Source organism: Micromonospora narathiwatensis (assembly GCF_900089605.1).
Classification (GTDB): domain Bacteria; phylum Actinomycetota; class Actinomycetes; order Mycobacteriales; family Micromonosporaceae; genus Micromonospora; species Micromonospora narathiwatensis.
In genome coordinates this window covers 3,395,649-3,408,221 of the sequence record NZ_LT594324.1, presented here as the reverse complement: position 1 = coordinate 3,408,221, position 12,573 = coordinate 3,395,649, and the positions used below count along the sequence as shown (strand labels likewise).

Below are 12,573 nucleotides of genomic sequence, written 5' to 3'. Positions count from 1 at the left end.
CGGGGGCCCGCTTCACCGTGGGGCCCGCTTCACTGCGCGCGTCGGGTCACCGGCCGGTGCAGGTGACCGTCGGCAGGCTGTTCGTGCCCGAGGAACTGGCCAGGAAGCCGAACGTGGTGGTGCCCTCCGGCGCGATCGTGCCGTTGTACGAGACGTTGGTGACCGTCACCGACGACCCGCTCGTGCTCAGGTTGCCGTTCCACAGCTGGCTGATGCTCTGGCCGCTGGGCAAGGTCCAGTTCGCCGTCCAGCCGCTGTACGTCTGGGAGCTGTGGTTCATGATCGTGACCTCGGCCTGGAAGCCGCCCTGCCAGGAGTTGGTCAGCGCGTAGACCGCCATGCAGCTGCCGTTGCCCGGCGGCATGGTCGTCGGCGGCGCGGTGGTCGGCGGCCTGGTCGTCGGCGGGGCGGTCGTCGGCGGCGTGGTGGTCGGCGGGGTGGTGGTCGGCGGGGCGGTCGTCGGCGGCGTGGTGCCGCCCGAACCGATCCCGGTCACCTCGCCGTTGCCGCCGTCGAAGGTCACGTCGGAGCAGCCGAAGAAGTTCTCCTGGCTGTCCGAACGGACCCAGCGGGAGTAGATGATGTGCCGGCCGCTCTTGTTCGTCGGCAGGGTGCCGTTGAAGTAGTAGTGCCCGTCGGCGGTGCCCACCGAGCCGCGCTGCGGCGGGTTGGTCACCGTCAGGAACGGCTGGTCCTCCAGGTCGCTCCAGGCCAGCGCCCGGGTCGGGCTCCAGGTGTTCTTGGTGACGTAGAAGTAGAAGGTGCCCGGGTGGTGGGCCCAGTTGCTGTAGCGGAACTCCATGGCTCGCCCGGCGGTCAGGTGGGTGATCGGCCAGTCGTTGCGGGCCAGGTCGTACCCGCTGAAGCCCGGGTTGCCACCGCTGCACAGCTGGCCGTCGGGGATGAAGCCGACGGTCCGGCCGCCGGCGTCGGAGCGCAGCACGCTGAACCAGTTGTAGAGCGAGTTCGTCCCGCTCTGCGCGACCGCTGCCGAACAGGCGGGGTTGTTGGGCTTGATCTCACCGGTCTGGGTGAGACCGTCCTTCCAGCACAGGTAGGTCCGGGCGCCCGGCGTCATCGCCGCGCCGTGGGCGGCGGCTGGGCCGGAGTTGGTGACCAGGGCGAAGACGCCCGCGGCCAGGGTGGTGGCGGCCGCGGTGAGCAACGCGGCCATACGGGATCGGTGCACGAGTTTCTCCTGACTCGCGGGGCGGGATCCGCACCGGTCCGCCCCGCTGCGACGAGCGGATGCGACGATCGCGGTGCCACGCCCGGCGGTCGGAGTGCGGCCGGGGCCGACTGGGCGCGCACCATCTGCGGTCCGTGCCACGGACCGGTGTGCCCTCGCGTCGGCTCGACCCGGCGGCCGGCGGCGCGGCAGCCCCCGCACCACTCCGGCAGACGCCATCCCATCACGTCACCGTGGTCCACGCAATAGTCGTACGTCGATGACGTTGGTCTCGTTGCGCGGCGTCCGGGTCGTCCCCGCGCGCCGCGCCCCCGGGATGCGTCAGGATCGGGGTACCACGAACGGAGGGAGCCAGGATGGGGTACGCGGTGGTGCTCGGCGAGGCGCTGGTCGACCTGCTCGACGCCGAGTACGACGGGCAGCCCGTCTACCGACAGGCGATCGGCGGGGGACCGCTCAACGTGGCCGTGGCGGTGGCCCGGCTCGGCGGCGACGTGCAGTTCGTCGGGTCGCTGGGCGACGACGCGCTCGCGGAGCGGATCCGGGCGTTCCTGGCCGAGGCGGGCGTCGGGCTGGCCGGGGCGGTCACCGTACCGGCCCCGACCGCGTTGGCGGTGGCCACCTTCGCCGGCCCCGAACCGGACTTCCGCTTCTACGGCGAACCCCGGTCGTACGCCCTGCTCACCGCCGAGGACCTGAGCGTGTCCCTGATCGAGGGCGCGCAGGTGCTCTACTGCGGGTCGATCGTGCTGCTCGACCCACCGGTGCTGGCCGCCGCCCGGCGAGCCTGGTCCATCGCCGGGGCGCTGCGGGTGTTCGACCCGAACGTGCGTACCCGGCTGCTGGACGGGCCCGGCGCCCTGGCCGCGCTGCGCGAGGTGGTCGCGGAGTTCGCCGCGAGCGCCCACCTGGTGAAGTTGAGCACCGCCGACGCGGCCGTGCTCTATCCCGGCGAGCCGGTGGAGGGGGTCGCCGCGTACCTGCGCGAGCTGGGCGCGGGGACCGTGGTGGTCACCCTCGGCGCGGACGGCGCCCTGGTGGCGGCCGCCGACGACGTGGTACGCGTGCCCGCCCCGAAGGTCGCCGCGGTGGACGCGACCGGCGCCGGGGACTCGGTGATGGGCGCGCTCATCGCCGAGCTGCTCGCCTCCGGCGAACCGGTGGACCCGGTCGGCTGGCACGACCGGGTCGCCTTCGCCCTACGCGTCGGCGGCCTGGTGTGCGAGTCCCCCGGCGGCGCCACCTCGATGCCCACCCGCGCCGCCCTCTCCACCCGCTTCCCCTCCTGACCCACCCCACCCACCCACCCCACCACCCTCCCCACCCACCCCTCCGTCGATCATGGAGTTATGGCGGGTGTGAAAGGCGCGATTCCGGACAAGCTGGCGACCACAAGTCCATGATCGACGGGGAGGGAGGGAGGGAGGGAGGGAGAGGGCGGGAGAGGGAGGGAGGGGGCTGGGGGTTAGGCGGTGCCGTCGAGTTCGGCGTAGCCGCGGCGGGCGGCGATCAGGCCGGGCCGGGCGCCGAAGGGCGACTCGGCGGCCACCCGCTCCGGGGGCGCGTTGCCGGTGTGGCCGGCCCGGATCAGCCAGGCCTGCCGGGCCAGCTTGGCGTGCTGGTCGCGGACGAAGTCCACGTCGACCGGCGTGCCGTGCCCCGGCACCACCACCGTGTCGGGCGTGGTGAGGCGGAGCAGGTCGGCCAGCGCGTCCGGCCACTGGATCGGGTACGACTCCTCGAACGCCGGTGGCCCGCTCTGCTCCACCAGGTCGCCGGCGACCAGCACGTCCGCGTCCGGCACGTGCACCACGAGATCGGCGTCGGTGTGCCCGTGGCCGGGATGGCGCAGCACCACCCGTCGGCCACCGACGTCGAGCACGGTCTCGACGCGTACCGCGTGCGTCGGGGCCAGCAGCTCGGTCCGGGCCAGCTCGGCGGCCAGCGCCGGCTGCTCGTCGCGCATCTCCTCGTACGCCGCCCGGCGCAGCTCGTCCGGGTGGTCGCGCAGCGCGACGGCGGCCAGCTCGTGTGCGTACACCGGGCGGGGCGGGTCGGCGGCCAGGGTGACGTTGCCGAAGCAGTGGTCGAAGTGGTGGTGGGTGTTGACGACGGTCCACGGGTGCGGGGTGACCGTCCGGGCGGCCTCGGCCAGCTCCCGGGCCTGCGCGGCGGTCGAGAGGGTGTCCACCAGCAGCGCCGCGCCCTCGCCCACCACCAGGGTCACGTTGACGTGCAGCAGCGGCTCGCGCAGCACGTGGACGCGGTCGGCGACCTCGACGAACCGGGCGGTCATGAGGCCCGCGACGCGCGCTCGACGAAGCGCTGCCGGTCGACCAGCACGCGTTCGACCCGGCCCTCGGCGACGATCTCGTCGCCGTCGGTGACGGTCACCTCGAACAGCAGCCGCCGGCCGTCGACCTTGGCGAGCCGGGCCTCGGCGGTCACCGTCCGCCCGACCGGCGTGGCGGCGCGGTGCTCCAGCTCGACCCGGACGCCGACGGTCGTCGACCCGGCTGGCATCCGGGCCGCGGTGGCCGCCACGGTCGCCGCCTCGGCCAGGGCGAGCACCCGCGGCGTGCCGAGCACCGGCACGTCACCGGAGCCCACCGCCTGCGCGGTGTCGGCGTCGGTGACGGTCAGCTCGACCCGGGCGATCAGGCCCGGCGCGAAGGGCGGCTGCTCCGGCTGTTCCTGCATGCTCCGAGCCTAGACGAGCCCGGGCCGGGCCGCCCGGTCCGGCGGGCCGCGGGCCCCCGACGGGTGGTCGGCGTCCGTCGATGCGTGGTGCGCCGTTAACCTTGACCCCGATGGCCGTCGTGACAGACCCCCAGCCCCCCGCCCCGACCGGTGCCCCCGCCGCCCCCGACGGTGGACGCCGTCGGGTGGTGGCGATGACGATCTGGGCGGTCGCCTTCGTGGCCGCCTGGCTCGGCATCGGCCTGCCCACCGACCCGGCGTACGCCTTCGTCTGGATCTGGGCGGCCACCGTCGCCTGGCACTCCGACCGGCCGTGGCGCAGCCACCTGCGATTCGCCCGGGACTGGATCCCCGTGGTGCTGCTGCTGGTCGGGTACACCATCTCCCGTGGGTTCGCCGCCAACGGCGCGACGCCGCACGCCATGGAGCTGATCGTCGCCGACCGGTTCCTGGTGGGCTGGGCCACCGGCGGTGAGGTGCCCACGATCTGGCTCCAGCAGCACCTCTACCGGCCCGAGGTGCACTGGTGGGACGTGCTGGTCAGCTGGGTCTACTTCTCGCACTTCGTGGCGACGCTGGCCGCCGCGGCGGTGCTCTGGATGCGCGACCGGTCGCGCTGGGCGGCGTACATGCGGCGCTGGGGCTTCCTCTGCGCGGCCGGGCTGGCCACCTACTTCCTCTACCCGGCCGCCCCGCCGTGGTGGGCCGCGCAGAACGGCCTGCTCACCGACGTCGCTCGCATCTCCACCCGGGGCTGGAAGGAAGTCGGCATGCACGGCGCGGGCAACCTGCTCAACGCCGGGCAGTTCGCCTCCAACCCGGTCGCCGCGATGCCCTCGCTGCACACCGCGTTCGCCCTGTTCGTGGTGCTCTTCTTCCTGCGCTCGCTGCGGAAGCGCTGGTGGCCGCTGCTGCTGGCGTACCCGCTGGCGATGACCTTCACCCTGGTCTACAGCGGCGAGCACTACGTGATCGACGTGCTGGTCGGCTGGGCGTACGTCGGGCTGACCTTCCTGGTCGTCGGCCTGGTCGAGCGCTGGTGGGCGGCCTGGCGGGCCCGGCGCGCGGCGGTGGCGTCCGCCGGGGAGCGGCAGGCGCCGGAGGTTCCGGACCCGGCCGAGCCGGGCAGCCCGGTGGAGGTTCCGACCACGGTCGACGCGGTGCCGGCCGAGCGCTGACCACGCCGCACTCGCCCGGCGCGGGGCGCTGACCGCGGGGTCAGCCCCGCCGGCGCCGGGCGTCGTGCGCCCGCTCGATCAGCTCCGCCGCCAGCCGCCACGCCTCGGCGAGGTCGCGGTCGGGCGCGGCGGCGCCCGACCCGCCGGCGGTGTCCGCGTGCACCGTGGCCAGCCGCAGCCACCGCTGCGCCAGGCCCTGGGTGACCCGCACGCTCTGGATCCGGGCGTACGGCACCAGCGTGAGCCGGCGGGTCAGCAGCCCGGAGCGGGCGACGAAGACCCGCTCGTCGAGGCCGGCGCCGACCGCCGTACGGGTCAGCGGGCGCAGCCAGCGTGCCCGCGGGGGCGGTGCCGTGGCAGGCAGCGCGTCCAGTCGTACGCCGGGCAGCACCTCCGCGACGATCAGCTCGCCGGCCTGCGTGTCGCCGACCGGCAGCAGCCGGTCCGGCCGGTTGCGGTCGTCCGGCTCGGCGGCCGAGTAGCCGGCCACCTCCAGCCGCAGCCGCAGCCAGCCCTTCATCCGCCAGAGCAGTGGCCAGGTGACGCCGACGGTCTGCACCCGGTGCAGCGGCACGGTCTGCACCCGGGTCTCCAGCAGGCCGTTGTGCACCCGCAGCGTGTCGGCGTCCCGGTCGAGCCGGAAATTCCAGTCGTCGAGCACCCGGCGGACCGGTTGCAGCAGCACGCCGGCCATCGCGGTCAGCGTGCTGGCGACCGCGATGAACGACCAGGACCCTTCGGAGAGGAACTGTGTCGCCACGAAGGCCACGCCGAACGGGAGCAGGAACGCCTGCGGGGTGAGCAGCTGGCTGACCAGCAGGTCCGCGTTGCGTACGGTGTGCAGCCGGCGCCCGGCCGGGGCGGGCGCGGGCGGCTCGCCGGCGGCGGGCGGGCCGGCCTCGCGGGCGGGGCCGGCCACCGCGAGCAACCGCTGGCGCAGCGCGGTGGCCTCGGCCACGCTCAGGTACGCCAGCGGCGCCTCGGTCTTGCCCCCGCCGACCACCTCCAGGCGCAGCTCGGCCAGCCCGGTGAGCTGCGCCAGCAGGGGCCGGACCACCTCCACCGCCTGCAGCCGCTCCAGCGGGATCGCCCGGGTACGCCGCCAGATCAGCCCCTCGTGCACCCGCAGCTCCCGGCCCACCAGGTGGTAGCCGGTGTTCCACCAGCTGACCACGGCCAGCACGGTGGCGGCGAGGACGAAGACGGTGACCAGCGCGGCGAACCAGCCGAACCCGACCCGGGACAGCGTCGACCAGGAGAGGCCGGCGATCACCACGACCAGTGATTTGGCGCCGTGCAGCGCCGGGCTGAGCGGGTGCAGCCGTTGCCGAGGTTCCTCCCCGCCCGCTGCCGGCGGCGCCGGATACGCGGACCAGCCGGGACCCGGCCCGTACGCCGGCCACGGACCGGGACCGGGTGGGAAAGGCTCGGGGTGCCCGGTACCGGGCGGGAACGGGCCGGGCTGGCCGGTCGCCGTCGGGGCGGGGCCGGAACCTCCTGGCGCCGGCGGCCACGACGGCGGCGGGGGCCGGTCGTCGCCGCCCGGGTACGGCGGTGGGGCGCCGGGTCCCGGGTCGGCCGGGCCGTGGCTCACAACCCCTCCGCCCGGTCCTCGCCCAGCGCGGTCAACCGGTCCCGCAGCCGGGACGCCTCCGCCGGCCGCAGGCCGGGGACCCGGGCGTCGCTCGCCGCCGCGGCTGTGTGCAACTGCACGGTGGCCAGGTCGAACGCGCGCTCCAGCGGTCCCGCGGTGACGTCGACGAACTGCATCCGCGAGTACGGCACGATGGACAACCGCCGTACCAGCAGCCCGTGCCGGACCAGCAGGTCGTCCGCGCGTTCGGCGTATCCCCAGGCGTGCACGGCGCGGACGATGGTGACGGTGCGCCAGGCGGCGAGCAGCAGCACCACGCCGAGGGCGGCGCCCAGCAGCCAGTGACCGGTGACGGCCCACGCCACAGCGAGCACCAACAGCACCACGGCGAGCAGGATGCCGAGCCGGATCAGCTCCACCCAGATCAGGTCGCGGGAGATCGGCTGCCACCGCACGGTGGCCGGCCAGGGCTCCAGGGGGCTGGGCGGGGCCGGCGGGGGGCCGACGAGGTCGTCACCGTTCACCGGGGTGCTCCGCTGCGCTCGCTCCGCTCGCTCACGGTTCGAGCGTAGGCGATTGCGGCACCGCCACCACCTCGCGCAGGAAGCCACGTGCGTCGAGGAAGGCGCCGAGCGATTCGCGGTGGTCGGCGCAGGCCAGCCAGGTCTTGCGCCGGTCGGCGTCGTGCAGGCGGGGATTGTTCCAGCGCAATGCCCAGACGGCGGGGACGCGGCACCCCCGCGCCGAACAGATCGGCGTCTCGTCGGCGGGGGCGGGAGTGGTCACCGGGGCGATTCTAGGCCCGCGCACCGGGAGGTTTAGCGCCGGGCGGCCACGGGGGGAGCCGCCCGGCGACGGGGTGAATCGTACACACGCCGGACCCGTGGTTGTCCACCCGTGTTCAGCGTTTTCCGTGCAGCGGGACGGCGCGGCGAAAATCGTCGCTCTCCCACACTCGGCTCACAGCCGGGCATGACAGTCTTGATACGCACCAAGCCGCGACGACGACCAAGCTGTGGAGGACCGGTGGCCCAGCCGACCACGCCCGACGCCCCGATTCCGACCGAGGCCGCGCCGGGCGCGCCGCCGCCGGCGGTCACCACCCCGGCTCAGGACGCCACCCTGCTGGAGCGGGCGCTGTTCGAGATCAAGCGGGTGATCGTCGGCCAGGACCGGATGGTCGAGCGGATGTTCGTCGCCCTGCTCGCCCGGGGGCACTGCCTGCTGGAGGGGGTGCCCGGCGTGGCCAAGACCCTCGCGGTGGAGACCCTCGCGAAGGTGGTCGGCGGTTCGTTCGCCCGGGTGCAGTTCACCCCGGACCTGGTGCCGGCCGACATCATGGGCACCCGGATCTACCGGCAGTCCAGCGAGAAGTTCGACGTCGAGCTGGGCCCGGTCTTCGTGAACTTCCTGCTCGCCGACGAGATCAACCGGGCGCCGGCGAAGGTGCAGTCGGCGCTGCTGGAGGTGATGAGCGAGCGCCAGGTGTCGATCGGCGGGGAGTCCCACCGGGTGCCGGACCCGTTCCTGGTGATGGCGACCCAGAACCCGATCGAGCAGGAGGGGGTCTATCCGCTGCCGGAGGCGCAGCGGGACCGCTTCCTGATGAAGATCGTGGTGGGCTACCCGACCGACGCGGAGGAGCGGGAGATCGTCTACCGGATGGGTGTCGCGCCGCCCGAGCCGGCCCGGGTCTTCGACACCCCGGACCTGATCGCCCTGCAGCACAAGGCCGACCAGGTCTTCGTGCACAACGCGCTGGTCGACTACGCGGTCCGGCTGGTGCTGGCGACCCGCGCGCCCGCCGAGCACGGCATGCCGGACGTGGCGCAGCTGATCCAGTACGGCGCCAGCCCACGCGCCTCGCTCGGCCTGGTCCGGGCCACCCGGGCGCTGGCGCTGCTGCGCGGCCGGGACTACGCGCTGCCGCAGGACGTGCAGGACATCGCCCCGGACATCCTGCGCCACCGGCTGGTGCTCAGCTACGACGCGCTCGCCGACGACGTACCGGCCGACCACATCGTGCACCGGGTGATGTCGACCATCCCGTTGCCGGCGGTGGCGCCCCGGCAGCAGGCCACGCCGCAACCGGCCGTTCCGCAGGGGAACGGCTGGCCCGGGCAGCGGCCGTGACCCCACCCAGCCGGCTGCCGGCCACCGGCGACCGCTCCGGGGCTGTCCTCGCCCGGTTGCAGCTCATGGTCACCCGCAAGCTCGACGGCCTGCTCCAGGGCGACTACGCCGGGCTGCTGCCCGGGCCGGGCAGCGAGGCGGGGGAGTCCCGCGAGTACCGCCCCGGCGACGACGTACGCCGGATGGACTGGCCGGTCACCGCGCGGACGACGCTGCCGCACGTCCGGCGGACCGTGGCCGACCGGGAGCTGGAGACCTGGCTGGCGGTCGACCTGTCGGCCAGCCTGGACTTCGGCACCGGGCGGTGGCTCAAGCGGGACGTGGTGGTCGCCGCTGCGGCCGCCCTGGCCCACCTGACCGTTCGTGGCGGCAACCGGATCGGCGCGGTGGTCGGCACCGGCGCCACCGCGGGTGCGGGGCGTGGGGCGGGCTCGCGGACCGGCCGCCGGCGGGGCGACCCGGAGGCCACCGGCCCCGGTACGCTGCTGCGGTTGCCCGCCCGGGCCGGCCGCAAGGAGGCGCAGGGGCTGCTCCGGGCCATCGCCGGCACCGAGATCCGCCCCGGGCGCAGCGACCTCGGGACGCTGGTCGACATGCTCAACCGGCCGCCGCGCCGGCGCGGCGTGGCGGTGGTCATCTCCGACTTCCTCGCGCCGCCGGAGCAGTGGGGTCGGCCGATCCGTAAGCTGCGGGTCCGGCACGACGTGCTGGCGGTCGAGGTGGTCGATCCGCGCGAGTTGGAGCTGCCCGACGTGGGGGTGCTGCCGGTGGTGGATCCGGAGTCGGGCGAGCTGCACGAGGTGCAGACCGCCGACCCGGCCCTGCGCCGCCGGTACGCCGAGGCGGCGGCCGCCCAGCGCGCGGCCATCGCCGGTGAACTGCGCGCCGCCGGCGCGGCCCACCTGCGGCTGCGTACCGACCGAGACTGGCTGCTGGACCTGGTGCGGTTCGTCGCCGCGCAGCGGCACGCCCGGACCCGAGGGACGACCCGATGATCCGTTTTCTGCAACCGTGGTGGCTGCTGGCCGTGCTGCCGGTGCTCGCCCTGGCCGCCGCGTACGTCTGGCGGCAGCTGCACCGCCGGTCGTACGCGATGCGGTTCACCAACGTCGACCTGCTGCGTACCCTCGCGCCCAAGGGCCTGGGCTGGCGGCGGCACGCGGCGGCCACCGTGTTCCTGCTCTGTCTGCTGGTGCTGGCCAGCGCGCTGGCCCGGCCGGCGGTGGACACCCGGGAACCCCTGGAGCGGGCCACCGTGATGCTCGCCATCGACGTGTCGCTGTCGATGCAGGCCGATGACGTCGCGCCGAACCGGTTGGAGGCCGCCCAGGAGGCGGCGAAGCAGTTCGTCGGGGAGCTGCCGAACAGCTACAACGTCGGGCTGGTGTCCTTCGCCAAGGCGGCGAACGTGCTGGTGCCGCCGACCAAGGACCGGGCGGCGGTGACCACCGCCATCGACGGCCTGGTGCTGGCCGAGGCGACCGCCACCGGTGAGGCGGTCTTCACCTGCCTGGAGGCGATCCGCTCGGTGCCCGCGGACGGCGCGGCGGGCATCCCGCCGGCCCGGATCGTGCTGCTCTCCGACGGTTACCGCACCTCGGGGCGGTCGGTGGAGGAGGCGGCGGCCGCCGCGCAGGCGGCGAACGTGCCGGTCTCCACCATCGCGTTCGGCACCGACTCGGGTCAGGTGGACATCGGTGGCCAGCTCCAGCGGGTGCCGGTGGACCGTACGGCGCTGTCGCAGCTGGCGGAGACCACTCGGGGCTACTTCTACGAGGCTGCCTCGGTGACCGAGCTGAAGCAGGTGTACCAGGACATGGGCAGCTCGATCGGGTTCCGGACCGAGCCGCGCGAGATCACTCAGTGGTACGCGGGGCTGGCGCTGCTCTTCGCCCTCTGCGCCGGTGGGCTGAGCCTGCTCTGGTCGTCCCGCCTGATCTGAGGCGGGACGGCCGGGGCCGGCCGATCGGCGATCTCGGGTACCGGCCGGTCGGGGGCGTCCCGGCCGGCGCGGTCAGCGAGCGCCGGTCAGGATGAAGAGGACGGCCACCCAGACGGCGGCGAGGGTGAAGCCCAGCGGGGCGACGTAACGGCTCATGGGACTGCTCCGTGGCGACGGCGGTCCGGGCTCGACGGCCGGGCCGCAGGGTGGATCGGGGCGTACGCACACGAGAGTCGTGACCGGGGTGCTCCTCCACGGGCGGCCGACGGGCCGCGCGACACGATCGTCCCCGGCTGTTCGGTCGGGAGACGGGCGGTGCGGAGGCGCGGGAAGCTGGGTCAGCTCGACGACTGAGTCATGGCTCAGCGGGGCTGACGACGGGCCCGGCCACGACTGGAAGGATCGCCATCTCGCACAGCGATCACCTCCTGCGGTCGGCGGGGCTCCGGAAGGCGGGCGATACCACGGCCCGCGAACGGGATCATCGTACACCCGCCGTGCCGCGACCCGGCACTCGGCCGACCGGGTGCCGGGTCGCGGCACCCGGCCGACGCCGTCTCCTCCGGGACGGCCCGCGCCGCGCGGGCCGGGCTGACGTCAGCGAGGCGTGGCAGTCGGCCCGGCCCCGACCCTTCCCGCCGCCGGAACGCCCCGGTCGGCGGACGACCCGGCCGCGACCGTGCCGAGGCGGCCACCCGACGCCCTGCGCCTCGGCGCCAACAGCGCGACCAGGACCAGGGCGAACAGCGGCAGCCAGCAGAGCCGGGCGGCCACCCAGCCGGGGCCGGCCGGCGCGGTGTGCAGACCCGGCAGCGGGCGGACGAGGTGCGCGGTGAGCGCGGTCACCGCGAGCAGCACCGGCTGGTGCCAGAGATAGATCCCGATCGCCTCCCGGTTGACCGCGGTCACCAGCCGCGCCGGCCAGGGCCGGGCCACCAGCCGGGCCAGCGCGGGCCGGGCCAGCAGCGCGAGGCCGACCTGGCCCACCGCCAGCGCGACGGCGAACAGCGACGGCGGGTACAGGTTCGACATCCCCGCTCCGGGCACCCCCACCGCGCTCGCCGGGTAGCCGAGCGCGACCAGCCCGGCGAGCGCCACGCCGCCGGCCGCCGCGAGCCCGGCGGCCGGGCGGGAACCGGTCAGCCGTCCGTCGGCGTGCGCGACCCCGAGCAGCCAGGGCACCGCCCACGCGGCCAACAGCGTGACCGGCAGCCGCCCGGGGGTCGCCGACAGCACCCGCGCGGCCAGGTCGGCGGCGGCCACCACGGCCACCGCCGGGGCGGCGCACCGCAGCGGGCCCCAGCGGCGTACGGCCGCCCGCAGCGGCCCGGTCAGCACGGAGAGCGCCACCAACGGCAGCAGGAACCACAGCGGGCTGACGGCCAGCGTGACCGCCACGGTGAGGGTGCCCTCCGGGGTGCCCAGGACGATCGCGGCCAGCAGCAGCCCGGACCCGATGCCGGCCAGCGCCAGCGCCGGGCGCAGCAGCCGGCCCAGCCGCCGGGCCAGCCAGCGCCCGGCGCCCTGCGGGTACCCGGCCAGCGACCGGGTGGCCGCGTAACCGGCGGTGAAGAAGAACAGGCCGAGGGTCTGCAGCAGCCAGGTGGCCGGCGCAAGGGCCGGCAACGCGGTCAGCGGGCTGGCCGTGTGCAGGGAACCGTCGGCGGTCAGCACGAGTGCCGTGACCAGCCAGTGCCCGAGCACCACCCCGCCGATCGCGTACGCCCGCAGCGCGTCGACCACCCGGTCCCGCCGCGAAGACGGCGCGGTACGTGGCCGCGGGGCCCGCCAGCCCGGCTCGCTCCTCGCGCTCACGGTGTTGTCGTTTGTTCGCGGC

12 protein-coding genes are annotated in these 12,573 nt (G+C 75.0%); 5 read left to right on the top strand and 7 right to left on the bottom strand.

From position 1 onward, the window contains the following. Positions 1 to 46 precede the first annotated feature (46 nt). The gene (locus tag GA0070621_RS14405; protein WP_091195693.1) at positions 47 to 1,174 is read right to left on the bottom strand and encodes a lytic polysaccharide monooxygenase; all 1,128 of its coding nucleotides are present in this window, start codon (positions 1,172 to 1,174) and stop codon (positions 47 to 49) included. Positions 1,175 to 1,545: 371 nt separating this feature from the next. On the opposite strand from GA0070621_RS14405, the gene GA0070621_RS14400 reads away from it, so the two are divergent. Beyond that, positions 1,546 to 2,478, top strand: a complete 933-nt coding sequence (locus tag GA0070621_RS14400; protein ID WP_091195691.1) for a carbohydrate kinase family protein — start codon at positions 1,546 to 1,548, stop codon at positions 2,476 to 2,478. A gap of 176 nt (positions 2,479 to 2,654) precedes the next feature. On the opposite strand, the gene GA0070621_RS14395 is transcribed toward GA0070621_RS14400, so the two are convergent. After that, on the bottom strand, positions 2,655 to 3,485 hold the full coding sequence (locus tag GA0070621_RS14395) for an MBL fold metallo-hydrolase (protein WP_091195689.1): 831 nt from the start codon (positions 3,483 to 3,485) through the stop codon (positions 2,655 to 2,657). Then, positions 3,482 to 3,889 (bottom strand): thioesterase family protein, encoded by a 408-nt coding sequence (locus tag GA0070621_RS14390; RefSeq protein WP_091195686.1) that lies wholly within the window; start codon positions 3,887 to 3,889, stop codon positions 3,482 to 3,484. Before GA0070621_RS14390 ends, GA0070621_RS14395 begins: the two co-directional genes overlap by 4 nt. Positions 3,890 to 3,999: 110 nt before the next feature. Here GA0070621_RS14390 and GA0070621_RS14385 point away from each other — a divergent pair, with 110 nt between their 5' ends. Further along, on the top strand, positions 4,000 to 5,067 hold the full coding sequence (locus GA0070621_RS14385; protein WP_091195683.1) for a phosphatase PAP2 family protein: 1,068 nt from the start codon (positions 4,000 to 4,002) through the stop codon (positions 5,065 to 5,067). A gap of 40 nt (positions 5,068 to 5,107) precedes the next feature. On the opposite strand, the gene GA0070621_RS14380 is transcribed toward GA0070621_RS14385, so the two are convergent. The 3 genes from GA0070621_RS14380 to GA0070621_RS14370 all read right to left on the bottom strand — a co-directional run bounded on the left by GA0070621_RS14380 (position 5,108) and on the right by GA0070621_RS14370 (position 7,447). Then, complete coding sequence (locus GA0070621_RS14380; RefSeq protein ID WP_091202411.1) at positions 5,108 to 6,388, bottom strand: PH domain-containing protein; 1,281 nt, start codon at positions 6,386 to 6,388, stop codon at positions 5,108 to 5,110. A 269-nt stretch (positions 6,389 to 6,657) separates the two neighbouring features. Next, on the bottom strand, positions 6,658 to 7,185 hold the full coding sequence (locus GA0070621_RS14375; RefSeq protein ID WP_091195680.1) for a PH domain-containing protein: 528 nt from the start codon (positions 7,183 to 7,185) through the stop codon (positions 6,658 to 6,660). 31 nt (positions 7,186 to 7,216) lie between these two features. Continuing rightward, positions 7,217 to 7,447, bottom strand: a complete 231-nt coding sequence (locus tag GA0070621_RS14370) for a hypothetical protein (protein ID WP_091195677.1) — start codon at positions 7,445 to 7,447, stop codon at positions 7,217 to 7,219. Between the two features lie 240 nt (positions 7,448 to 7,687). Here GA0070621_RS14370 and GA0070621_RS14365 point away from each other — a divergent pair, with 240 nt between their 5' ends. The 3 genes from GA0070621_RS14365 to GA0070621_RS14355 are packed head-to-tail and all read left to right on the top strand — an operon-like array spanning position 7,688 to position 10,736. After that, positions 7,688 to 8,794, top strand: coding sequence for an AAA family ATPase (locus GA0070621_RS14365; protein WP_091195674.1), 1,107 nt, complete (start codon positions 7,688 to 7,690; stop codon positions 8,792 to 8,794). Next, the gene (locus GA0070621_RS14360) at positions 8,773 to 9,789 is read left to right on the top strand and encodes a DUF58 domain-containing protein (RefSeq protein WP_197674046.1); all 1,017 of its coding nucleotides are present in this window, start codon (positions 8,773 to 8,775) and stop codon (positions 9,787 to 9,789) included. Before GA0070621_RS14365 ends, GA0070621_RS14360 begins: the two co-directional genes overlap by 22 nt. Further along, on the top strand, positions 9,786 to 10,736 hold the full coding sequence (locus GA0070621_RS14355) for a VWA domain-containing protein (RefSeq protein WP_091195668.1): 951 nt from the start codon (positions 9,786 to 9,788) through the stop codon (positions 10,734 to 10,736). Before GA0070621_RS14360 ends, GA0070621_RS14355 begins: the two co-directional genes overlap by 4 nt. Before the next feature lie 597 nt (positions 10,737 to 11,333). Here GA0070621_RS14355 and GA0070621_RS14350 read toward each other — a convergent pair. Continuing rightward, positions 11,334 to 12,551: an acyltransferase family protein gene (locus tag GA0070621_RS14350; protein ID WP_157739994.1), complete on the bottom strand. Its 1,218-nt coding sequence runs from the start codon at positions 12,549 to 12,551 to the stop codon at positions 11,334 to 11,336. Between the last annotated feature and the right edge of the window lie 22 nt (positions 12,552 to 12,573).